The sequence below is a fragment of the Variovorax soli NBRC 106424 genome (assembly GCF_001591385.1).
Lineage (GTDB): Bacteria > Pseudomonadota > Gammaproteobacteria > Burkholderiales > Burkholderiaceae_C > Variovorax > Variovorax soli.
This window is the reverse complement of the sequence record NZ_BCUU01000014.1, coordinates 29,334-52,209: the sequence shown is the minus strand read 5'-3', so window position 1 is coordinate 52,209 and position 22,876 is coordinate 29,334. Positions and strand designations below refer to the sequence as shown.

15 protein-coding genes are annotated in these 22,876 nt (G+C 63.5%); 8 read left to right on the top strand and 7 right to left on the bottom strand.

The window, feature by feature from the left end; all coding sequences use genetic code 11:
- Positions 1-2 precede the first annotated feature (2 nt).
- On the bottom strand, positions 3-1,112 hold the full coding sequence (locus tag VSO01S_RS06790) for an MraY family glycosyltransferase (protein ID WP_068641038.1): 1,110 nt from the start codon (positions 1,110-1,112) through the stop codon (positions 3-5).
- A 49-nt stretch (positions 1,113-1,161) separates the two neighbouring features.
- On the opposite strand from VSO01S_RS06790, the gene VSO01S_RS06785 reads away from it, so the two are divergent.
- Positions 1,162-1,932 carry a glycosyltransferase gene (locus tag VSO01S_RS06785; protein WP_068641037.1) on the top strand — a complete coding sequence of 257 codons (771 nt, stop codon included), beginning with the start codon at positions 1,162-1,164 and terminating at the stop codon, positions 1,930-1,932.
- Between the two features lie 15 nt (positions 1,933-1,947).
- On the opposite strand, the gene VSO01S_RS06780 is transcribed toward VSO01S_RS06785, so the two are convergent.
- Together VSO01S_RS06780 and VSO01S_RS06775 are read right to left on the bottom strand one after the other, a co-directional pair.
- Entirely contained in the window at positions 1,948-2,928 is a 981-nt protein-coding gene (locus VSO01S_RS06780) for a glycosyltransferase family 2 protein (protein ID WP_245684134.1), read from the bottom strand.
- Positions 2,929-2,975: 47 nt separating this feature from the next.
- Positions 2,976-5,561, bottom strand: a complete 2,586-nt coding sequence (locus VSO01S_RS06775; protein WP_245684133.1) for a glycosyltransferase family 4 protein — start codon at positions 5,559-5,561, stop codon at positions 2,976-2,978.
- On the opposite strand from VSO01S_RS06775, the gene VSO01S_RS06765 reads away from it, so the two are divergent.
- The 4 genes from VSO01S_RS06765 (at position 5,538) to VSO01S_RS06750 (ending at position 12,261) form a co-directional block, all read left to right on the top strand.
- Positions 5,538-9,233 (top strand): glycosyltransferase, encoded by a 3,696-nt coding sequence (locus tag VSO01S_RS06765; RefSeq protein ID WP_068641035.1) that lies wholly within the window; start codon positions 5,538-5,540, stop codon positions 9,231-9,233. The genes VSO01S_RS06775 and VSO01S_RS06765 overlap by 24 nt on opposite strands.
- Positions 9,234-9,327: 94 nt before the next feature.
- Positions 9,328-10,746 carry a mannose-1-phosphate guanylyltransferase/mannose-6-phosphate isomerase gene (locus tag VSO01S_RS06760; protein WP_068641034.1) on the top strand — a complete coding sequence of 473 codons (1,419 nt, stop codon included), beginning with the start codon at positions 9,328-9,330 and terminating at the stop codon, positions 10,744-10,746.
- Positions 10,743-11,549 carry an ABC transporter permease gene (locus tag VSO01S_RS06755; RefSeq protein ID WP_068641033.1) on the top strand — a complete coding sequence of 269 codons (807 nt, stop codon included), beginning with the start codon at positions 10,743-10,745 and terminating at the stop codon, positions 11,547-11,549. Before VSO01S_RS06760 ends, VSO01S_RS06755 begins: the two co-directional genes overlap by 4 nt.
- Positions 11,550-11,556: 7 nt before the next feature.
- Positions 11,557-12,261 (top strand): ABC transporter ATP-binding protein, encoded by a 705-nt coding sequence (locus tag VSO01S_RS06750; protein WP_068641032.1) that lies wholly within the window; start codon positions 11,557-11,559, stop codon positions 12,259-12,261.
- Positions 12,262-12,282: 21 nt separating this feature from the next.
- Here the strand turns inward: VSO01S_RS06750 and VSO01S_RS27965 are convergent, their stop codons facing one another.
- Complete coding sequence (locus VSO01S_RS27965) at positions 12,283-16,818, bottom strand: glycosyltransferase (RefSeq protein WP_084241723.1); 4,536 nt, start codon at positions 16,816-16,818, stop codon at positions 12,283-12,285.
- A gap of 198 nt (positions 16,819-17,016) precedes the next feature.
- Between VSO01S_RS27965 and gmd the strand changes: the two genes are divergently transcribed.
- The 3 genes from gmd to VSO01S_RS26645 all read left to right on the top strand — a co-directional run bounded on the left by gmd (position 17,017) and on the right by VSO01S_RS26645 (position 20,128).
- On the top strand, positions 17,017-18,057 hold the full coding sequence (gmd, locus tag VSO01S_RS06740) for a GDP-mannose 4,6-dehydratase (RefSeq protein ID WP_068641031.1): 1,041 nt from the start codon (positions 17,017-17,019) through the stop codon (positions 18,055-18,057).
- Complete coding sequence (locus VSO01S_RS06735; protein ID WP_068641030.1) at positions 18,054-18,935, top strand: NAD-dependent epimerase/dehydratase family protein; 882 nt, start codon at positions 18,054-18,056, stop codon at positions 18,933-18,935. Before gmd ends, VSO01S_RS06735 begins: the two co-directional genes overlap by 4 nt.
- 68 nt (positions 18,936-19,003) lie before the next feature.
- Entirely contained in the window at positions 19,004-20,128 is a 1,125-nt protein-coding gene (locus VSO01S_RS26645) for a class I SAM-dependent methyltransferase (RefSeq protein WP_084241722.1), read from the top strand.
- Between the two features lie 181 nt (positions 20,129-20,309).
- On the opposite strand, the gene VSO01S_RS26640 is transcribed toward VSO01S_RS26645, so the two are convergent.
- The 3 genes from VSO01S_RS26640 to VSO01S_RS06720 are packed head-to-tail and all read right to left on the bottom strand — an operon-like array spanning position 20,310 to position 22,871.
- Complete coding sequence (locus VSO01S_RS26640; RefSeq protein ID WP_084241721.1) at positions 20,310-21,239, bottom strand: NAD-dependent epimerase/dehydratase family protein; 930 nt, start codon at positions 21,237-21,239, stop codon at positions 20,310-20,312.
- Positions 21,236-21,802 (bottom strand): dTDP-4-dehydrorhamnose 3,5-epimerase, encoded by a 567-nt coding sequence (gene rfbC, locus VSO01S_RS06725; RefSeq protein WP_068641029.1) that lies wholly within the window; start codon positions 21,800-21,802, stop codon positions 21,236-21,238. Before rfbC ends, VSO01S_RS26640 begins: the two co-directional genes overlap by 4 nt.
- 19 nt (positions 21,803-21,821) lie before the next feature.
- Positions 21,822-22,871: an NAD-dependent epimerase/dehydratase family protein gene (locus VSO01S_RS06720; protein ID WP_068641028.1), complete on the bottom strand. Its 1,050-nt coding sequence runs from the start codon at positions 22,869-22,871 to the stop codon at positions 21,822-21,824.
- Positions 22,872-22,876: the final 5 nt, after the last annotated feature.

Genomic DNA, 22,876 nt, shown 5'->3' with positions numbered 1-22,876 from the left:
GTTCAGTCGAAGGCGTTCGCCAGGTCGCGCAGCCATCGCGGCACCTTGAAGCGCACGATCATGAGGTACGCCGCCACGTACGTGGCGATGAACAGCAAGGTAAAGAGCATCAGCCAGTAGGTCCGGTTCCAGAACAGGACGGCCGGCACCACCGAAAGCCCCGCCAGCGCCCACAGGTAGGGCGAGGTGCGATTGTTGCGCGCCAGCAGCTGGCGGGCCTCGTTGTCATGAATCACCACGCGCACGATGCGGCGGAAGATGAGCTGGTGGAAGTGCAGCGCATCCGCCATGCCGGGCGACTGGCCGCGGGCCAGCTTGCGGTAGATGGAGAACAGCGTTTCCCACACCGGGTAGATGAGCAGCAGCATGGGAAACCACGGCGACACCGTGCCATGGCGCTTGACCAGCGTGACGCAGGCCAGCGCGATCACCATGCCCCAGACATAGGCCCCGCCGTCGCCGGCAAAGATCTTGCCGCGGGGGTAGTTCCACATGAGGAAGCCGGCAGTGGCGCCGAGCAGGCAGAGGACCATGGCGGCGAGCTGGCGGTCGCCGAGTTGCAGCGAGACGTGGGAAATGGCCAGGCACACCAGTACGGCGACCGTGCCGGCCAGGCCGTTGTAGCCGTCGATGATGTTGAACGCGTGCGGCAGTCCGCCGATGGCAAACGCCGCGAACAGCATGCCGGCATAAGGGATGGCCCGCATCCAGCCGTCCACCAAGGGAACGCCAGTGCGCTCCAGGCTCAGGTCCAGCACATAGCACAGCAACACCGCAGACCCGATCGTCAGGCCCAGGCGCCAACGCACGGCCACACGCTGCGTGACGTCTTCCAGAATACCGCCGATTACCGCTGGCGCCAGGCACAGCAACGTCAGGGCAGATGCCTTGACGGGCCAGTACACGTTGACCTGATCGATGACTCCGGCAGCCAGCCACGCCGCCCCCATGCCCAGAAAAATGCCGGCACCGCCCAGGCGCGGCACATGGCCGGCATGAAAGCGTTGCGGCATGTCCTTGCCGTAGCGGCGAGCGTGGCGGCGGGCGCGGCGCATGAAGCCGAGCACGGCGATGGCGGCAACGAGAAAGCTGATGACGATCAGGGCAAGCATGAAAGGGGGTTGCGGCGGATATCCCTAGAATTTCGGGCGAAATTAGACCATGCAAAGCAGTAACCCCGTCCGCAGCGCCAAGCCAGTCACCGTATCGATCGTCAGTCATGGCCAGCTGGACATGATCCTGCCCCTGCTGGAGCAGTTGAGCCAGTTCAGCGCACCGCTGCTGGAGCAGGTGATACTCACCCACAACCTGCCCGAGCCCGATTTGCTGGCGGGCCGGCGCTTCGGCTTCGAGCTGCAGCGCATTCACAACTCGGCGCCTCTTGGTTTTGGCGCCAACAACAACCAGGCTTTCAAGCATTGCCAGTCGGAGTGGTTCCTGGTGCTCAATCCGGATATTCGCTTCGACGGCGATGTGCTGGGGCCGCTGATCGGCCAAGCGGCTGCGCGCGCCGGCCTGATGGCGCCAAGGATCCTGGAGCCCGGCAAGACTGAACCGGAGCAGCACCGCCGCATCATCACACCGCTGGAGATCCTTACCAGGCGCAGGCCGGGCTATCCGATTCCGGAGGCCCCGGACTGGATTCCGGGGCTGTTCATGCTGTTTCGAAGCGAGGCGTTTCGGGACATCGGCGGCTTCGATGAGCGGCGCTACTTCATGTATGGCGAGGACTTCGACATCTGTGCGCGATTGCAACTGGCCGGATGGCAGCTGCAGATCGGCGAGCAGTTGCGCGTGCGCCACGAGGCGCAGCGGGCCAGCCGGACGAGCTGGCGGCACCTGTACTGGCATGTGACGAGCTTGTTGAAGCTGTGGGGTTCGGGGCCGTTCTGGCGGCTCAAATGCTCTCAGGGCTCGAAGGGCGCCCGATGAAGATCTGGCGTTGCGCTATGGCGCCGCCAAAACGTCCCGAATGACGCCCTGGACGCCATAGTCGTAGCTCGCGTAGCGGCCCGAAGCCCACTCCCTCGCAATGGGGAACAGCCGCGCCACCCTCGAGCGCGGAAGCGCCGCCCGACGCAACTGGTGCAGCAGCTTCATGCGCGCCTTCTCCACCATGGGGCCCGGGACTGCCATGACCTCCAGCCTTTCGACCAGCAGTTGGGCCCGGACGCTTCGGCGCGCGGCGTCGTCCCCGCGCGGCGCCAGCGCCTTGCGCACCATGCCGGGCAGGCCTAGCTTTCCCGCGCCGACCTGGTTGGCCCCATGCTGGCGGTAGTCGATGCAGCACCACTCGAGCAGGTCGACCCCGCCCCGCGCGGCAGCCACAAGGCCCACCCACTCGTCGTGCAGCCAATCGGCTGGAAAGGGCAGCGCATACTCAAGCAGCGAGCGACGGAACACGGTCGTCGCCCCCGTCACTAGATTGCGGCGCAGGAGCACGTCGAAGGCATGGCCCCGGTGGACTTGGTCGAACTCGGCCCGGGACACTGCCAGCGAGCCAAAGAGCGTCGCGCCCAAGGGCCGCCCCTGCGAATCGACGAGCCGCGCATCCGCGTGAACTAGGCTGGGCCGGCGGCCGGACTGCAGCGCGCCGACCAGGCGGGCCAGTTTCTCCGGGTGCCAGACGTCATCCTGATCGCACAGCGCGATGTAGTCGCCTTCGCACGCCTTGATCGCCTGCTCGAAATTGCGGGTGACGCCCAGAGCAGTCTGGTTCTGCAGGACACGCAGCCTGATCTCGGATACCCTCTGCCCGCTCGATGCAACGCACGCCTCGTGCGCCCGCCGCGCGACGGCAACGCAATCGTCACTTGAGCCGTCGTCCGACAGGACGATCTCGTGGGGCGGCAGCGTCTGCGCGCAGATGCTGCGAATCTGCTCCTCGACGAAGCGGGCGCCGTTATAGGTGCAAAGCGCCACGGACACCTGGGGGCGTCCGCCGGCGCGCGAGTGGTCACCGCCCGGTCGCTGGATCAAGGACGCTGCCCCCAGGAAAGCGAACGAATCTCCGTCAGCCGCGCAGCGAAGCGCTTGCCTGCGGCCTCGAGCGACAGCGAGGCCTCCGCGCTGGCCTTGCCGCGCAAGCCCAGTTCACGCGCCCAGGCCTGGTTGTCGTACAGCCGCCGCATGTGCTCCGCCGCATGGTCGACGGAGGGCTCGGCCCATTCGAGGTGCGCGTCGTAGGGCGGGATGGGCCAGCCCAGCTTCTTCAACTCGTAGTCGACGAGCAGGCTGTTGCTCTCGTCCATGAAGTCGACGTTGCCCGAGAAGTTGGTGGCAACGACCGGCTTGCCCAGCAGCATGGCCTCGGCCATGGTCAGGCCCAGGCCCTCGCTGCGATGCAGGGAGACGTAGGCATCGCAGGCATCGATTAGGGCCAGCACCGCCTCGGGGCTGTACACCTCGTCGATGACGCGGATGTTGGCGCCTTCCGCCGCCTCGCGAAGCTCGTGGATCTGCGCGGGATAGCGCTCGCCGTAGGAGGTCTTGAGCACCAGGCAGGCTGCGTCCTCGGGCTTGAACGCCTTCTTGAACGCGCGGATGAGGCCGAGCGGATTCTTGCGCTCCATCACGCTCATCATGTGGAAGGTGAAGAGGAAGGTGTAGGGCTCCTCCGCCAGACCGAAGGACGACTTGCCGAGCTTTTCGAACGGTGCGAGCTTGACGCCGGGGAACAAGGTTCGCACCGGCACCTTCAGGCGCTCGCGCAGCCCCTTGGCGACGAACTCGGTGGCGGCCCAGACCTCGTCGACCTGCCTGGCCTTGGCGACCCACAGGTCGGGAATCGACGCGAACTCCCAGTACCAGTAGGCGATCCTGTAGGTGCGCGCCTGCCGCGGCGCGAGCTGCGCGCGCTCGAAGGCCGAGTCGAAATAGGGCTCGGGCTGCACATGGATGATGGTCGTGTCGTAGACCTCGGTGCCGCGGAACTGTGCGTGGTGCGGGTCGTCCTTCGCGTCCGTCACCATGTCCCTCTTAGAGATCGGCGTGCCGGCAATGCGCATCGAATCGGCCATCGACTCGATGGAGATGCGTAGGCCGGACGGATAGCAGAAATGGCCGACGAGGTTGAAGCCGGGCTGGGCCAGCTCGCAGGAAACGGCTTGCGCGTCGATCTCGGCGCACCAGCGGCGCGTCGGCTCCGGCAATCCAGTCTCTGCCGAGGCGAGCCAGGCCAGCAGAGCGGCAGCGGCCGCGGGATCGTCCAGCGCGCGCGGGTGTGCCTGGCGCCAAGCCGGCCGCGACTGGTAGGCCATGCGCACTTGGAGCCCAGGCGATTCGAACAGCGGCCATTGCACGGGGTCGGTCCAAGGCCCCTCGGCGCCGTATTCCGCGCGGAACCAGGCGGCAAACTCCCAGCAGCCGAAAACGGTGGCGCCATCCGGATGGCTGGCCTGCCAAGCCGGCGCGAAGGCCCAGGCCGTGAGCAGTTCACGCTCCGGATGGGCGGCGGCGTCGAGGAAGAGCCACCAGATCTCCTCGATGCGCAGCCTGGCGTCAGGGATGCCGACTACAACGAACCACTCGAAAAGCGCCGCAGAACCGGCGGGCGTCAGGCCGTGGGGAAGAACCTTCGCCAGCCGGAGGTTGGCGAGGAACGCTTGCCGGGGCCGATCGGCCAGGCGCGCATCCAGCGCCTTGCACAACAAGGCCGTCGTGTCCCCCTCCAGGCCCAGTTCCGTCTGCGCTGCCCCGCTGCGAAGCCATTGGGCGAACGCCCCCGAACCGCCCTCGCTCAAGGCATCGGGGAAGCGGGTGCGAAGATCGGCGTGGCTTCGCCAGATTTGGATCAGGAAGCGTGCGGCCGACCATTGGTCGGTCACATCCTGCGGCTGGACCGCCGGCCAGAAGAGCCGGTCAGCGGATGAGCCGGCCACCCGGCGCACGGCGGCATCGTCGAACCAGTCGACCTGCACGGCAGGCGTGCCCGCTTCGCCGCGGGCGCGTGCCTCGCTTCGCGCGCGCTCCTTCTCGACCCACGGAGCGAGCTTGGCCAGCGATGCGCCTGGTGCATTGCGAATCCGCCGGGCCTGCACCTGCTCTCGCAGCCACCAGGGCGTGAGCATCCAGTACATGCCCTTGGCGAACCAGATGAGCCGGCTTTTCATTTGATATGAACCATTGATTTCTTCTTTGCCTTGCCCGAGGCCGACCCGCCGAGCATCGCCAAATAGCCGCCCCCTAGAATCGGGCGAGGACCCGGGCGCCGCGGAAGACGCGGGGCCGACGACGACAAAATGATACAGACCCCTACCCCACGAGGCGCGCTCGCCGGCCTGAAGACAGCGGCAAAGAACAACGCGAAGGCAGGCATCCGCCTCGCCGCACGGCTCGTTGTCAGGTTCCCGGCACTGAAGAAGTTTCTCATCCGGGCCATCAAGCAGTTTCCGGCGCTCGACCGCCGCATGCGGGCCACGGTGAATCCCTTCGATGCGCTCGGTGCCCGGCGTGCCACCGAGCCCGGCGACCTCTCCCCGGCGGGGCAGGCGGTACTGCGCCGGCTCTACTCCGATGCGCATCGAAAGAGCTGAGAGATGCGCATCGTCATCGACTTGCAAGGCGCACAGTCCAGCAGCAGCCGCAACCGGGGCATCGGGCGATACACCAACGCCTTGACCCTGGGCATCGTGCAGCTCGCGCGCCAGAAACATGAGCTCATCATCGCCCTCAACGGGCAGTTCGACGAGGCCATCGATGAGGTCAAGAAGCGTCTTGCCGGCCTGATTGAGCCCGGCAACTTTCGTGTGTGGCAGCCGCCGGCGCATGGCCAGATCTCGACTGCGGCCGGCAGGCGTGCGACCGGCAAGCTCTACGAGGCCTTCCTGGCCAGCCTGCAGCCGGACGTGGTGCTCATCGCCAGCCTGTTCGAGGGGCTCAGCGACGCCGCCGTGACGAGCGTCGGCACCTTCGCCCGGATGCGCACTGCGACGGTCCTGTACGACCTGATCCCGCTCATCAACGCGAAGCCTTACCTCGACAACGAGACGGTGCGTGAGTGGTACCTGCGCAAGATCGCGGCACTGCGGCGCGCGGACATGTGGTTTGCCATCTCGGAGTCTTCGAGGCAGGAAGGAATCCGCTACCTGGGCCTGGATCCGGAACGCTGCATCAACGTGTCCACCGCGGCGGATCCCCAGTTCCGGGTGGAGGCCGTCTCGACCGAGAGGGAGCAGGAGCTTCGGAATCGCCATGGCCTGCGGCGGCCCTTCGTGATGTACACGGGCGGCATCGACCTGCGAAAGAACATCGAAGGGCTGATCCGCGCATTTGCTCTGCTTCCCGCGAAGCTGCGCAGCGAGTTCCAGCTCGCCATCGTCTGCTCGGCACGCAGCCAGGACAAGCAGGCCCTGCTGGACCTGGCGCGCAACGTGGGGCTGGACGAAGGCGATGTGGTGGTAACCGGCTTCGTGCCGGATGACGAGCTGGTGACGCTGTACAACCTCTGCCACCTCTTCGTGTTCCCTTCGTGGCATGAGGGCTTCGGCCTGCCGGCGCTCGAGGCCATGAACTGCGGCGCAGTCGTCCTCGGGGCCAATACCTCCAGCGTGCCGGAAGTCATCGGCAGAAGCGATGCGCTCTTCGACCCGCACGATCCCCAGGCCATGGCGACCAAGATGGAGCAAGGCCTGACCGACGAAGCTTTCAGGGCCACACTGCGCGAGCATGCCGCCTCGCAGGCGAAGCTCTTCGACTGGAGCAAGTCGGCGCAGCGGGCACTGGCTGGCCTGGAGCGCCTGATCGACGTGCGCATCGAGGCACCCGTGGCGAGCCGCCGAGGCGTACGTCCGCGCCTGGCTTACGTGTCGCCCTTCGCACCCGAGCGCAGTGGAATCGCCAGCTACAGCGCGGAGCTGATTCCCTACCTTGCGCAGCACTACGACATCGAGCTCATCAACGACCTGGAGGCGCTCGAGGATCCCATGCTCGCGGCGAACTTCCCGCTTCGCTCCACGACGTGGTTCCGCGAGCACGCGCAGTCCTTCGATCGCGTGCTCTACCACTTCGGCAACTCCGAGTTCCACCAGCACATGTTCGAGTTGCTGGGCGAGATTCCAGGCGTGGTCGTGCTGCACGACTTCTATCTCAGCGGCCTGCGCTCCTACATGGAGGAAACCGGCAAGGATCGTCTCGCCTGGGTGCAGGCGCTCTATGGCTCGCACGGCTATCCGCCCCTGGCCGAACGTTTCGTGGCCAAAGACACGGCGAAAGTCCTGTTCGCCTACCCCGCCAATTTCGACGTGTTGGCGCAGGCCCAGGGCGTGATCGTCCATTCGCAGCATTCGATCGACCTGGCGCGACGCTGGTTTGTCGAACCGGTGTCTGCAGACTGGACCCTGATCCCGCATCTGCGCGCCCTCAAGCACGAAGACGCGCATGCGCGTCTTCGCATCCGCGAAGAGCTGGGCCTGGCTGCGGACGACTTCATCGTCTGTTCCTTCGGCATCGTCGGATCCACCAAGCTGAGCCTGCGACTGATCGAGACCTGGCTGGCGTCCCCCTTGTCCAGGTCGCCGAAATGCCATCTGGTCTTCGTCGGGCAGAACGATTCGGGCCCCTACGGCGAGCAGGTGACGAAAGCCCTGGCCGCGGCCACGAACATCCGCATCACCGGCTGGGCCAGCACGCAGATGTTCGACCAGTATCTCGCCGCTGCGGACGTGGCGGTGCAACTGCGAACCCAGTCGCGCGGGGAGACCTCGGGAACCGTGCTCGACGCCATGAGCCATGGCCTGCCGACCATCGTCAATGCGAGCGGGTCCATGGCCGACCTGCCGAAGCAGGCGGTGTGGAAGCTGCCCGAGGAGTTTTCCGACGCGCAGCTAATGGAGGCGCTGGTCACCTTGTGGACCAACCCTCAAGCACGCAGCGAACGAACCAGGCAGGCGCGTCATCTAATCGGGACCAACCACGCTCCCGCGGCCTGCGCCCGCCGGTACTTCGAAGCCATCGAAGCCTACGCGGCAGGCGCCGTGAGCGGACGCGATGGCCTGACTGCGGCCATACGCGCCGACTGGAGCGCGACAGCCGAAGCGAGCTCGGCGGGCGACGCACCGCCCGTCGCACAGGCCATTGCCGACAGCCTGCCGCCCCTGGCACCAGCGCGCCAACTCTTCGTCGACATCTCGGAACTCGTGCACCGCGACGCCTCCACCGGCATCCAGCGCGTGGTCAAGGGACTGCTGTGCGAGCTCCTGGCATCCGCGCCACCGGGTTTTCGCATCGAACCGGTCTACGCGACCCATGGAGAGCTGGGCTATCGCTATGCGAGGCAGTTCACGCTCCAGTTCCTCGGTTGTCCCCGCTCGCTGCTCATCGACCTTCCGATCGATGCACGCGCCGGCGATCTGTTCATCGGCCTGGACCTGGAGCCGCGGGTGGTCCTGGCCCAGCGCGCCTTCTATCGGCAGCTTCGCCAACGTGGTATACGGGTTGAGTTCGTCGTGTACGACCTTTTGCCGGTGCTCATGCCGGACCGCTTCATGCAAGGGGCGGAAGAGCTGCACGCGAAATGGCTGGGCGTGGTCGCCGAGAGCGACGGCGCTCTGTGCATCTCCCGCGCGGTGGCCGATGAATTGCGCACCTGGATCGATTCGGACCCTCGTGCCGGCCAGATCCGACCGGCCTTCTCCATCCGCTCATTCCACCTGGGCGTCGACCCGCTGCCCGCATCTTCGGCGGAACACCAGAAGCCGGATCCGAAGTTGCAGGCAGCCATGGCCGGCCGGCCGACCTTCCTGATGGTGGGCACCATCGAGCCGCGCAAGGGCCATGCCTTGGTGCTCGAGGCTTTCGACCGCCTTTGGGCCGACGGGCAGGACGTGAACCTCGTGCTGGTCGGACGGGAGGGCTGGATGATGGACGGGCTGATCAGAACATTGAAGCAGCATCCGAGACTTGGAAAGCAGCTGTTCTGGATCGAGCGTGCGGACGATCAGCGGCTAGATCAGTTGTACGAGGCGTCGTCCTGCTTGATTGCTGCCTCCGAGGGCGAAGGCTTCGGGCTGCCCCTCATCGAGGCGGCGCAGCGCGGGCTGCCCGTCCTGGCCCGCGACATCCCGGTGTTCCGCGAAGTGGGCGGCGAAGGTGCGCAGTACTTTGCCGGCAACCCGCAGGCCCTGGCGACGGCCGTCGCGACATGGCAGCAGAACCGCCAGGCCAAGACAATCTGCTTCCAGTCCTGGCGCGAGAGCGCACAAGAGTTCATGCACGCCCTGATCGCGGGACGATAGGGCGAGCCACACGCGCAGGGCGCACCCGGCGGACATCTCGTTACGAACGCGCCCTCGTAAAATCCCGCGCAGTATTCAGAAAAAGAGGATTCTCATGCGTTTGCTTTCGGTGGTGCTTTCGGGCGGTTCTGGAACCCGGCTGTGGCCTGCATCGCGCCAGACCTTCCCCAAGCCGTTCATGAAGATCGGCGACTCCACCCTGCTGCAGCAGGCCATCGAACGCGGACAGGCCTGCGGCAGCGGCGACCTGATGGTGGTCACCAACAAGGACCACATGTTCCTCACCCGCGACGTGCTGGAACAAATGTCCGACGCGCCCACCGCCACCTTCCTGCTCGAACCCAAAGGCCGCAACACGGCGCCGGCCATCGCCCTGGCTGCACTGGAGTGTGCCGGGCGCTTCGGCGAGGACACCGTGATGCTGGTGCTGCCTGCCGACCAGCTCATCCCGGATGTCGAATCCTTCGTGGCCAGCGCCAGCGAGGCGTTCCGGCTCGCCGAGAAGGGTTCGCTGGTGCTTTTCGGCATCAGCCCCACCGGGCCTGAAACCGGCTTCGGCTATGTCGAGGTCGATCAGGTGTCGCGCGAAAGCCACCCGGTGAAGCGCTTCGTCGAGAAGCCCGACCTGCGCACGGCTCAGTCCTTCCTCGCAACGGGACGCTACTACTGGAACAGCGGGATGTTCGCGTTCACGGCCAAGGCCATTCTTGCCGCGCTGGAGCGCTTTGCCCCCGACGTGCTCAAGGCCGCACGCCACGCCATGGATAGCGCCAAGACGCAAGGCGAGAACATCCACTTCGACGCCCACAGCTTTGGCCTGCAGCCCGACATTAGCATCGACTATGCGGTGCTGGAGCGCGCCGACAATGTCCTGGTGGTTCCCGCCAAGTTCGGCTGGAGCGACGTCGGCTCGTGGCCCGCCGTGGCCGATGCCCAGGTGGCCGATTCGAGCGGCAACACCTTCGACCGCGACGTGATCGCCGTCAATACGACCGGGACGCACGTCCAGGTCGAGAGCCACGGACCCAAGACCGTGGCCACCGTGGGCGTGCGCGACCTGGTGATCGTCGATACGCCCGACGCACTGCTGGTGTGCAGCAAGGAAGCCTCCCAGGACATCAAGCGGGTGGTCAGCGCCCTCAAGTCGCGGCACGCCGAGGTCACCGAGCTGCCGGCGACCGTGCACCGCCCGTGGGGAACCTATGCCTCGCTCAAAGAGGAAGACGGCTACAAGGTCAAGCGCATCACGGTCAAGCCGGGGCAGTCGCTCTCCTTGCAGTACCACCACCAGCGCGCCGAACACTGGGTAGTGGTGCAGGGCAAGGCGCTCGTCCAAATCGGCGAGCAGGAGCATGAAACCCTGCCGGGCCAGTACCGCTACATCCCCCTCAAGGAAAAGCACCGGCTGACGAACATCGGCGATGAAACCCTCGTGCTGATCGAGGTCCAATGCGGCGAGTACCTGGGTGAGGACGACATCGTTCGCCTTGCGGACACCTACGGCCGCGCATGACCGATATCGCCCATTCCAATCTTCACCGCAGCGCGTGGGGCGACTGGTGGGAAGGCACTCGCCGCACCGACATCTGGTGGACTCTCGCCTGGTTCGACATCGTCCTGCGTTACCGGCGCTCCATGCTAGGGCCGCTGTGGCTGACCCTGAGCATGGGCGCCATGGTCGGCGGCATGGGACCGTTGTACAGCGCTCTGTTCGGTACCGAGCTGTCCAAGTTCTTCCCGCACCTGGCGCTGGGCATCATCTTCTGGACCTTCTTCAACAGCATCGTGATGGACTCGTGCAACGCGTTCATCAACTCGGGCAACTACCTGAAGCAGGGCTATTTCCCGATCAGCCTTTTCGTGTGGCGCGCAATGGCGCGCAACATGATCCAGTTTGCGCACCACATCGTGCTGTACATCCCGGTGGCGATCTGGGCCGGCATCTCGCTGAAGATGCATGCGCTGCTGTTCATCCCGGCATTCTTGCTGTTCATCATCAACGCTCACATGCTGGGTCTGGTGCTGGGCCTGATCTGCACGCGCTATCGCGACGTGGCCCAGATCGTGACCAGCGTGATGCAGATGCTGATGTTCCTCACGCCCGTCTTCTGGCTGCCGGAAAGCCTTCCAGGCCGTGGCAAGTACATCCTCTGGAACCCGCTGGCTCAGATGTTGGACTTGCTGCGTGCACCGCTCATGGGCAACGTATCCGACATTCACAACTGGATAGGCATCCTGATCTGGACGGCCATCAACCTGGCTGCCGCCAGCTGGCTCTTCTCGAAGTACCGCCGCCGGGTGGTCTACTGGCTCTGACGCGACCATGGCCTATATCTCCCTGAAGAACGTCGGGGTCAATTTCCCGATCTACGGCGCCGGCGCCAACTCCCTCAAGAAGACACTCGCAGCATCGGTGACCGGCGGCCGCTTCGGAAAGGAAGTCGGCGTCAACGTCGTGCAGGCGCTTTCCGACATCAACCTGGAGCTCAAGGCAGGCGACCGCCTTGGCCTGACCGGGCACAACGGCGCCGGCAAGTCCACTCTGCTGCGCACGCTCGCGGGCGTGTACGAACCGTCGGTGGGCGACTTCACTCGCAGCGGCTCGGTGTCCAGCCTGATCGATCCGTCGCTGGGCATCGAAGGCGATGCCAATGGTGTGGAGAACATCATGCTGCGCGGCCTGGTGATGGGCCTGAGCAAGAAGCAGATCGACGATCTCACGCCGGACATCATCGAGTTCAGCGGCCTGGGCGACTACATCAACATGCCGGTGCGCACCTACTCCACCGGCATGATGATGCGCCTGGCCTTCTCGATCTCCACCAGCGTGAAGGCCGACATCCTGCTGATGGACGAATGGCTGTCGGTGGGCGATGCGGAGTTCACCGAAAAGGCCGAGCAGCGCATGAAGGACGTGGTGTCCGGCGCGGGCATCCTGGTGCTGGCATCGCACTCTCCCGAGCTTATCGCGAAGGAATGCAATCGCGTGATCCATCTCGAACACGGCCGGATCGTCAGCACCTCCTGAAGCCGGCCGCTCGGCCGGCTTTCAGCCCTTGGGCGCAGCGAGCTCGCTGCGGATTTCCTCTAGGCGGCGGGCAACCTTGCGCCCCGCCGTTTCAAGCGACAGGCGCTCCAGGGCACTGGCTTGCGCGCGGCGGCCGAGCTCGCTCGCCCAGGCCTGGTCGTCGAAGACACGCCGCATGGCCTTGGCCGCTTCCTCGATTGACGGTTCGGCCCATTCCGAGTCCGCATCGTAGGGCGGGATCGGCCGGCCCAGCTTCTTGAGGGTGTAGGGCACCAGCAGGCTGTTGCTCTCGTCCATGAAGTCGACGTTGCCGGAGTAGCCCGTCGCAATGACGGGTTTGCCCATCAGCATGGCCTCGGCAAGGGTCAGGCCCAGGCCCTCGCTGCGATGCAGCGACACGTAGGCGTCGCACGAATCCATGAGCGAGAGGACCTCGTCCGGGCTGTAGATCGCATCGATGATCTCGATGTTGTGGCCCTCGGCCGCGCTGCGAAGTTCTTCCAGTTGCGCCGGATGCCGGGCGCCGAACGAAGTCTTGAGCACGAGACTGACCGGTTCCTCGGGACGGAATGCGGCCTCGAAGGCGCGGATCAGTGCGAGCGGATTCTTGCGCTCCATGATGCTCATCATGTGGAAGGTGAAGAGAAAAGTGAAACGCTCAGGCTTCAACCCGAAGTGCTCGCGTGAGCGCCGGGTGTAGCCGTTCAGGCGCACGCCTGGAAAGAGCGTGCGCACCGGCACCGACAGGCGCTCTCGCAGGCCCTTTGCAACGAACTCCGTCGCTGTCCACACCTCATCGACCTCGTCGGCCAGCCGGACCCACGAATTCGGGATCGAATCGAACTCCCAATACCAGTAGGCGATCTTGTAGGTCGCAGGCCGGCGCTCCGCCAGGTCCGCCCGGTCGTACACGATGTCGAAGAACGGTTCGGGCTGGGAATGGATCAGCGACACATCGAACACTTCCGAGCCGTCGAAAGCGGCGTGCAGCGGCTCGTCCATCGGGTCGGTCCGGATGTCCCTCAGGGACATCTGAATGCCTGCGAGCTGCATCCCGCCGACCAGTGCCTCCACCGACACGCGCAAGCCGGAGGGATAACAGAAATGGCCCAGCACATTGATGCCCACGCCCGCCAGTTCGTGGGAAACGGATTGCACCTCGAGCCCTTCGCACCAGCGGCGCGCGGCAGCCGGCAAGCCGGCATCCTCGCTGCGGAGCCAATGGATCAGGTTGGCTGCCTGCTGGGTATCCTGCAGCGCCCTCGGGAAGCGTTCGCGCCAATGCTGGCGGGCGTTGTATGCCTGCCGGATCTGGATAGACGCAGGCGCTTGCAGTGACCACTGCGTCCAGTCCGTCCATGGATCGCTGCACCGATACGCGGCCTTGAACCACGCGGCGAAGGCGGGGGCGCCGAAGACGGTTGGCGCATCCGGATAGAGGCGCTGCCAGGCCGGCGTGAAGTGCCAGGCATTCATCAACTCGAGCGCGGGCTGCTCCGATGCCTGCCACAGCAGCCACCACACTTCCTCCAGTCGCAATCCGACATCCGTGCGCCCGGTGCGCATGAACCAGCGGAAGAGTTGTGCACGGCCCGCAGTCGGCAGCAATCCGTCGGGCAGTTCCTCGCGAAGCTCGGCATTCATGAATGCCTGTCGAGCCCGTACAGCCAGGTCCTCTCCAGCCAGGAGTGCCTCGACGGCCGCCAGCCCCGCGGGGGGCAGTCCTTCCTCACTTGCACCGGACTCTCGCAGCCAGTGGATAAATCCGGCCTGGCCGTCTTTCGTCAGGGCCGCCGGATGGGCCGCGCGAACGTCTGTGCGCCTGCGCAGCAGGTCGAGGCACCAGCGGGTGGCCGACCACTTGTCCAGGACGAGGCGCGCTTCCTGTGGAAGCCAGAGGACCTCTTCCCGCGGACGCCCGGCGACGACGAGGCATTCGTGGTCCGAACGGAGATCGAGGTGCAGCACGGGAGCCTCCAGCGAGCCGAAAGTCTCGACGTTCCATGCCAGCGTTTCGCGAGGATTGGCCCGACCGATGCCGCGCAGGGCCGGTATGGCTTCGTGGCCATCGATCTCCGGGTGCAGGTACGGATCCTCGTCGATGCCCAGCAGGCGGATGTCGTCCGCGATGCGGCGGATGTCGTCTCCCGGATTGCTCTTGCCCCGCGTGGCGCCTTCGTGGTGGATGAGGCGGGCCTGAGGTGCGTAGGCAGTGCGGTGGCCCAATTTCCAGATCTGCAGGCACAAGGCGACATCGCTCATGGCCACGAGATAGGACTCGTCGAATCCGTTCACCCGCTCGAACAGGTCGCGCCGCACGAGCTGGCATGCCCCCATGATCGCCAGCCAGTTTCGTGGATGGTCCGCCGACCCGAGGATGCCCCATTCCCCAGGCTCCGCATTGCGGTACATCAGGGCGCACAGGTGCGGCCCCACGCCGACGCCGCCGTGCTGGAGTTCTCCGGTGGGATAGTCCAGCCGCGTGCCCACCACGCCAACGCCCGGACGCTGCGCATATCGGACCATCTCGGCAAGCCAGCCGCGATCGACCACCTCTATGTCATTGTTCAGGAACAGCAGCAGGTCGCCTCGGGCACAGCTCGCGCCGTAATTGCAGGCCGCCGAGTAGTTGAACCGCTTTTCGAAGTGAACGATCCGGACCTCGGGCCGGGGCGCAAGCTCCTCGTAGTACGCAAGCGTTGCCGCCTCGGTCGAGCCGGTGTCGACGACCACGACTTCGAGGTTGGCGTAGTCCGTCCCTTGGAGCAGCCCCTGAACCGTTGTCCGCAGCAAGTGGACCTTATCTTTGGTAGGAATGACCACGGACACGAGCGGCTGAGTCGCCGAGGCCCAGACCGCCTGCTGGGTGCCGTCCGGGCGAGTGCTTACGGTGGCGTCGAAGCCGTGGCGGCGCCAGTGACGCTGCAAGGCACTACGGTGATCGGCGGCCTCGCTCGAGTCGGCGGCAGGCCGCTCGCTGGCAACGCCTCGGGGGCGATGGCACAGGACCTTCGGAATGCGGACGATCTCCTGCGTCAGGTCGCTGCAGCGCAGGTTCAAGTCCCACTCGAGCGCCGCGCCGGCTTCCGGCTGGATGCCGCCGGCTTGCTCGACGAGTTCCCGCCGGAGGAAGCTCAGGCGGCCGAAGTAATTGAATGCGTACAGCAGGTCGGGAGACCAGCCCGGCTTGAACATAGGCTCCGTGCGGCTGCCGTCCACCTCGAGCGCGTCTTCATCACTGTAGGCCACCTGCGTTCCAGGGTGGCGGGCGAGGACACAAGCGAGTTCATTGACCGCATGCGGGGCCACGACGTCGCCCGCATCGAGGATCGCCAGGAAGGCGCCTCGGGCGCCGAGGGCCGCCCGTTGCAGGGCGGCAGGGCCGGCCTCTTCAATGCGGATACGCGAATCCGACTGCACGAGGCGGCGCAACTCCTGGTCGGCATGACGGATGCCGACTTCCGCATCACAGACGATCAGTTCCCAGTGCTTTTGCGATTGGGCGCGCACCGACTCGGTGGTGCGTCCGAGCGCGTCCAGATTTGCGCCTCCCGCCCGAAGCAGGAAGGTGACCCAGGGCGCGCTGCCCGGCACATTCCATACCTCGCGAGAACGCGCTTCCACTTGAGCGATCCAGGTCGCATAAGGAGTTGGCGAAGTCTCGACAGGCTCGTCCTGCACGACCGGGGCCGGCAACACGGGGGCAGGCCGCTCGCCGCGGGCGCGCAGATAGCGCAGCCGTTCTGCATAGCGATGAGGCGTGACGATCCACCACGCGGCTCTCAGGGCTCGCGTGGCAAGGCGCCGCGCGGGTAGCGGCACCCTGCTCCCCGCGCTCTGAAGGCCGAGCGCAACCCGCCATGCGAGGGAGCCGGCGGGAATCGGGCCGTCAACGACGGGGGCAGGCGCCGCGGCGACCGGCCCAAGCTGCGCCTGCAGTTCGCGAATGCGCGCGTTCGCATGGCGCCGCGTGTCCGATTCGTCCCGCCTTGCCTGCGACAGTTGCGCCCGTAAGACTTCCCTGTCGTCCTGGCCCGCGGAGCGCCTGGACGAAATGATCTCCGCCAGTTGCGCAGCCAAGGCTGGGTGTTCCAGACCCACGTAGATCCACTCCGCACCCCAGGCCCCCGCGAACCCGTAGCCCGCGTCCCGCATTGCCTCATGGGAAGAAAGACTGCCGCCCGCCAGGCTCACGATCCACGGCCGACGCGTTCGCCAATCGATTCCGGACAAGACGTCGTCGAACCGGCCCCGGCACACTCGAAGAAGATGGACGGTTTGCCCGTCCCGAACTAGGGAAGCCCAGGCATCGGCCAGCGACTTTTGCTTGAGCGCCTCCGCCTGCGCAGCCGTCTCATCTTGCGCAGGAGGCAACGCAGCGGCACGCGACACCGCATCTGTGCGCACCCAGAACGCGTCGTTCCTCCCTGACCATACCTGTTGCGCAGCCCCCGCGGCCACGCCGGTTGCCCGGTGATTGCTGACGACCAGCCGGACGAGAGGGTCGCCCCCATGAATGATTTCCAGTGCAAGTTCCTCGATGTACTCAACCGGCATGCGCGCGGGTCCCCCTCTGATTGCTGTGGTGTCGTCACCCCGTTGGGCGATTCAAAAGAGAATTCTCGCCGACTCGGCGGTTACAAATCGTTTGGCCCTGCCGGGCGCGATCCGGTAATCGGGCAAAATCCCAAAGTTTGCGCAACCCTCGTGGGGACGCGCCCTCCAGCATTCAACACTTAGGGATACGAGGACCACATGGCATCGAAGCGCGCGGTTGTGACCGGCATCACTGGACAAGACGGGGCCTATCTGGCCGAGCTTTTGTTGGACAAGGGCTACGTGGTGTATGGCACCTATCGCCGCACCAGTTCCGTCAATTTCTGGCGCATCGAGGAACTAGGGATCCAGAACCACTCGAACCTGCGCTTGGTGGAATATGACCTGACCGATCTGGGCAGCACGCTGAACCTCATTCGGCAAACGACGCCCGACGAAATCTACAACCTGGCAGCTCAGAGCTTCGTCGGAGTGAGCTTTGACCAACCCACCACCACGGCCCAGATCACCGCAATTGGCGCCTTGAACCTCCTGGAGGCGATTCGCCTCGAGAACCCCAGGGTCCGCTTCTACCAAGCCAGCACTTCGGAGATGTTCGGGAAGGTTCAGGCCATTCCCCAGACGGAGGAAACCCCCTTCTATCCGCGAAGCCCGTACGGCGTCGCCAAGCTCTACGCGCACTGGATCACCGTTAACTACCGCGAAAGTCACGGGATCTTTGGATGCAGTGGCATCCTCTTCAATCACGAAAGCCCGTTGCGCGGACGAGAATTTGTCACGCGCAAGATCACGGACAGCGTGGCGAAGATTAAGCTGGGTAAGCTCGAAGTTCTCGAGTTGGGGAACCTGGATGCCAAGCGCGATTGGGGCTATGCCAAGGAGTACGTCGAGGGCATGTGGCGAATGCTGCAAGCCGCCGAGCCCGACACTTACGTGCTGGCGACCAACCGCACGGAGACAGTTCGAGACTTCGTTGCGATGGCCTTTAAGGGTGCGGGCATCAACATCGAGTTCCGTGGATCTGGCGAATCCGAGACCGCCGTGGACCGAGCCACAGGCAAGACGGTGATGCGCATCAACCCGAGGTTTTATCGCCCGGCCGAAGTCGATCTGCTCATAGGTGATCCCGCCAAGGCCGCCACCAAACTGGGGTGGGCACCCTCCACGTCGCTGGAACAGTTGTGCCAGATGATGGTGGAAGCGGACTTGCGTCGCAATCAAGCGGGGTTTTCGTTTTGAGAATTTTGCTCACGGGCGCGGATGGTTTCACGGGGCGCCCATTCGAAGCACTTGCGCGGCGGGCGGGCCACGAGGTCATCGCGCTGCGAGCAGACCTCACGAACGCGCAAGCACTGGCAGCGGAAGTTCTTAGCGTGCGGCCAGAGGCGGTGGTCCACTTGGCAGGAATTGCGTTCGTGGGACACGCGCACGAGGAGGCGTTCTACAACGTGAATGTTGTCGGAACGACGAATCTGTTGGACGCGCTGAGCAATCTCCGGCAGCCGCCGAAAATGGTGCTGCTGGCAAGCAGCGCCAACGTCTACGGGAACTGCGAGCAGTCGCCGATTGTCGAGGAGCAGCCGCTGTCTCCCGTTAATCACTATGCGATGAGCAAGCTCGCCATGGAACTCATGGCGAGGACCTACGCGTCCAAGCTGAGTATTGTCATTACCCGGCCGTTCAACTACACAGGGCCTGGACAGGATGAGGCCTTTGTGGTCCCGAAGCTTGCAAAGCATTTTGCTCTACGCAGTCCAGTTGTAGAGCTCGGGAACCTGCACGTAGAACGGGAGTTCAACGACGTGCGGATGGTTTGCGATGCCTACCTTCATTTGCTCGACATTGGGCAGCCCGGCGAAACGTACAACGTCTGCTCGGGCCGTCCGTACAAGTTGCAGGACGTCATAGACGTCCTATCGCGCCTGTCGGGACACTCCATCAAGACGGTTGTCAACCCAGCATTCGTTCGCAGCAACGAGGTGACACGGTTGTGCGGCAGTCCCGGCAAGCTTTTGGACTTGCTTGCGCGCCACGGCCAATCTATTGAAATGCCGACGCTCGAAGATACGCTTTCGAGAGTGCTCTGCAACGCGGTTTCCGAAATTAACTCGCAATAGACGCTCCGGTCGCTGCGAGCGATGGGGATCGCTGGCTAGATGGCGAGTACAAGTATGGGCGATACGATATGCATCAGTCTGCAATGCTGCACGGTAGGCTCTTCTTTGAGGCCTACATTTCGAGTCAAGTCTCGGTCGATTTCAAAATTGTCGAAATTGGCTCGCAAAACGTGAACGGCAGTTTGCGTGAGGTATGTCCTTCGCCGGTCAATTACATTGGACTTGACTTTGCCCAAGGCGAAGGAGTTGATGTCGTCCTTAACGACCCATATAAATTACCCTTCGACAGCGAAACCGTCGATGCCATTGTCTGCTCCTCCTGCTTCGAGCACTCGGAGTTCTTTTGGCTGGTCTTTCTCGAGGCGCTGCGAATCCTAAAACCAAACGGGCTCTTTTATCTCAATGCGCCGAGCAACGGCTTCTTTCACCGGTGGCCTGTCGATTGCTGGCGTTTCTATCCGGACTCGGCGAACGCATTGGTCCACTGGGCGGAGCGCAACGGAATGCAGCCTGTAGCCCTGGAGTCATTCATTGGCGACAGGTCTGCAGGCACCGTCGCTCAGGGAGGCATGTGGAACGACTTTGTTGCCGTGTTTTTGAAGGATCGCACCAAACTGCATCTTCACCCGCGCCGCATACTTCACTCTCTCCAAAACTACTCAAACGGCCTCATCCATGGCTCGGATCAGACACTCAGATTCAATGAGCGTGAGGCGGATTTTTCGTTGATCCAAAGTCAACTGGAGCAACTCAATTCCTACGCACAAGCGCTGGAGGCAGCGAAGCTCGAAACGGCTGCAGCCGAGAAAAGGAAGGCGGAATTGGAGCTCGCACTTCGCGAGCTCGTTGACTCAGACGCAAAGCGCGAAGCGCAGCTCGACAGAATCTTCGCAATGGTCCGGGCCACCAATGAATCGATCGCAACGCTCGCCAAGGCCACCAACGAATCGATCGCAACGCTCGCCAAGGCCACCAACGAATCGACGGCAACGCTCGCCAAGGCCACCAACGAATCAACGGCAACGCTCGCCAAGGTCAATCACGAAAAGCAGGTCATGGAACGACTGCTCGCCGAAACTAAGGCAAGCCTCAAGTCGGCTAACCGGGAAATTCAAGACATGCAAACTTCCCGCTCCTGGCGCCTGACCAGTCCCTATCGGTGGCTTGGCAGCAAGCTCCGACGTTTGCGGTGAAGGACTCATTCAGTTGCGGTAACAGGTTAGCCGAGAAGTTCTTTGCCGATTCAACTGGAGCCGCGAATTCCCAACTTGTCGATTGCCGAGGCGCTTTGGCGTCAAATCGGCACTTCACCCCAACGACATGGATGAAGCTTGTTGCGCCAACCATCCACGCACAAATCGGAGCCGAGCTAAGCTAGAGCGCTCGATAATAATTCGCCAGTTCATCCCACGCCGCACCCTCATCGAATTCACCGACGTAAGCTAATGCGGGATCTGTATTCACCCGCATTCTCGGCTCGGAAAAATCCGTCTGAAGAGACAGTTCAAGGTCACAACTCAATCCAAGCCGCTTCGCCATCTCGCTTGCAAATCGCTTAGCGAATACACCTTGCGCCTCAACATAGCCGCTCGGATTGATGCGTTGTAATCCGGGCTGATTTCCCAACCCTCCCACAAACACGTGGTAAGCATTCGCCAGCAATCTGACATGAATGTTGTCGCGAATGTAGTCTGGCGTGCGAACACCTGCCCGCAGCCCATTCTTCCAAGTCTTGATCAAATAGCCGCAGAAGCGCGGCTCCTCGTAGGGACCAAATGGATTGGAAATGACGAATTTGCCAAGCGAAATCTGAAGGACGCTGCACCAATAAGTAAAGTACTGCGATGTCAGTCCCTTCGACAATCCGTATGGTGAGAATGCTCGCAATGGCGCCTCCCCGGCGCCTTCGCCTTGTTCAAAGACGCTCCCAGTCAGCACCACTTTGCTCAAGCCCTTGTCCCGCATCAGCCTCAAGACGTGATGGGCATTTCGGGTGTTAGCGGCCAGTGCGCCCGCAACATCAAACTCGGGACTTCGATAGTCACCCACCTGCGCAGCATGGTGACAGAGGACGTCGAATACTTGCTTCGAGACAACATCGACGAATCGCTCGCCACCGAAAGGAGCGCCCCAAACAACGTTCGCATGCTTCTCGAGAAGTCTTACTCGTTCGCCGCGCACGCCGCCTGCGTAGTCGGAAGGCTCCCCACGCAGTGGGGCCACAACCTCATGACCTGCCTCGTTCAGCGCCTTGATGAACCAGAGGCCAGTGAACGAACTCCCGCCAGTGAAAAGTATCCTCAAAGGAGCCCCCGCATACGCTCGATCCCATGGAAATCGGCATCTAGACCCGGCCAGTTCCGATCCTTCTCGGAAACTTCGTGGACAACCGCTGGCCAATGGACTCCGATCTTCGGATCGTCGTACCGCAATCCGCGCTCATTCTCGGGCGAGTAGAAGTCACTGACCAGATATAGCGCCTCGACATGGTCGGTTAAGGTGAGGAAGCCGTGTGCAAAGCCGCGCGGAACATACATCATTGTCTTGTTCTCGGCCGTCAGCTCTGCGCCAAACCACTTACCAAACGTGGCCGAGTCGGGACGCAGATCAACGATCACATCGAACAGAGCGCCCTTGACGCAGCGCACAAGCTTTACTTCGCCCGCAGGCGGAAGCTGGAAATGCATCCCCCGTAACGTGCCCTTCTTTGCGGTGACGGAGTTGTTGACCTGAACAAAGCGATTGACGAGTCCGGCCCGGGCAAACTCGTTCTCGCAGAAGAAGCGCGCGAAGAATCCTCGGTCGTCGCCGCGGCGCTCGAGATCGACGAGATATGCGCCCGGCAGTGGAGTAGGGGTGAACTTCATTTCCTCTTGCCTTCCTTGTTCAGGCGCCGGACCAGCGCAATTGCTCGGTCAAGCGCCCCGAAGCGATGTGATCATCCAACACGCGCAGGCGAACGTTCTTAGAAGCCCTGAAGTTCGAATCGCTGAAATTGATCGCCCGTAATCCATCGCGTAGGCCTTGAACACTTTGCGCCAAAGTTACCGTCGGCTGATGGTTGGGCGCAAGCGACCTGAACAGAGAGAAGTCCACCCGGTAAGACCGCTTGTCAGGCGGTGCATTCGTATTGATGGAAGTGCGAGTTCCAGGGATCTCGGTCGCGACGGCTTCCGCCAGCTCCCCAACCTGATAGTTCCATTGATCCGATCCGGCGTTGACGGCGAGGAATTGCCCGCCATTGACCGATTCGCGACCGATCGCCCATTCGATGGCTCGTGCCATGTCTCGAACATCGATGAGCGGACGCCACGGCGTGCCATCGCTCAAGACGCTGATCTCTTTCGAGGTCAAGGCACCCGCCACGAAATCATTCAGCACCAGATCGAGGCGCAGTCGATCCGACATCCCGCAAGCAGTCGCGAAGCGCAAGCAAGTCGCGTTCATCTGTCCAAGTTCCAGTTCCCGGAGCGCCTTCTCGGTTGCGATCTTCGATCGTGCGTACGCGGTCAGTGGGTTGAGCGGATCCGACTCCTTTCGTGGCCCGCCCTCGGCAAAGCCGTACACGCTGCAGCTCGATGCGAATACGAAATTCTTTACGCCGGCGTCGCGAGCCTTCTTGGCAATCTCTATGCTGCTCCGGAAATTGATCTCGTCAGTCACCTCCTCGAAACGGTTGCCCATCGGGTCGTTGGACACGGCGGCGAGATGCACGACAGCATCGGCACCCTGCAATAAGGAGGCGCCCAGACTGCGGACATCACCAAAGACTTGGAGGCTCAGTTGTGACTCGGGAAAGCGCTCCGCCGTGGTCAGGCAGTGCGCGAACAAGCCACTGTCGAATCCGACTAGCTCGGCCCTAGGGAAGACACGACGGAGATGCTGCGCCAAAACGGGGCCCACATATCCCATGTTTCCAGTGATAACAACCTTCATTGAAT